The sequence below is a fragment of the Pseudomonas viridiflava genome, from assembly GCF_900602065.1.
Classification (GTDB): domain Bacteria; phylum Pseudomonadota; class Gammaproteobacteria; order Pseudomonadales; family Pseudomonadaceae; genus Aquipseudomonas.
In genome coordinates, this window is record NZ_UWFN01000320.1 from 1 (window position 1) to 329 (window position 329).

1 protein-coding gene is annotated in these 329 nt (G+C 56.8%); it reads left to right on the plus strand.

The window, feature by feature from the left end; translation table 11 throughout:
- Window positions 1-145: 145 nt before the first annotated feature.
- The coding region (locus EE949_RS24365) for a hypothetical protein (RefSeq protein WP_206335721.1) at window positions 146-329 on the plus strand (184 nt) is incomplete at its 3' end.

Sequence of the window (329 nt, forward strand, 5' to 3'; positions counted from 1 at the left end):
ATATATGAAGGACGCGTCGCCATAGCTTGATTAGTGTCAAAAGATGAACAATTTTTTAGTGTATGACAAACACGTTCATGTTGCCTAAAGATAATTCATCTTCCAGGGTGTAGGATGGCGTCTACGCCACAAAAAAGGGAAATCGATGGGCCGCGACGATCACCGGAATCAGTCGAGCCGCGCCTGGGTGCGCATGCCGTCGGAACGGCGGCTGGATCTGCTCGACCCCACGCCGTTCGACTGGGACGACTCCGACCTGGCGCTGGGGCTGGCGCGCTATCAGCCTGACCTGCCGTTTGCCGGCGTGCTGGCCAACCGAGTGGGCACTG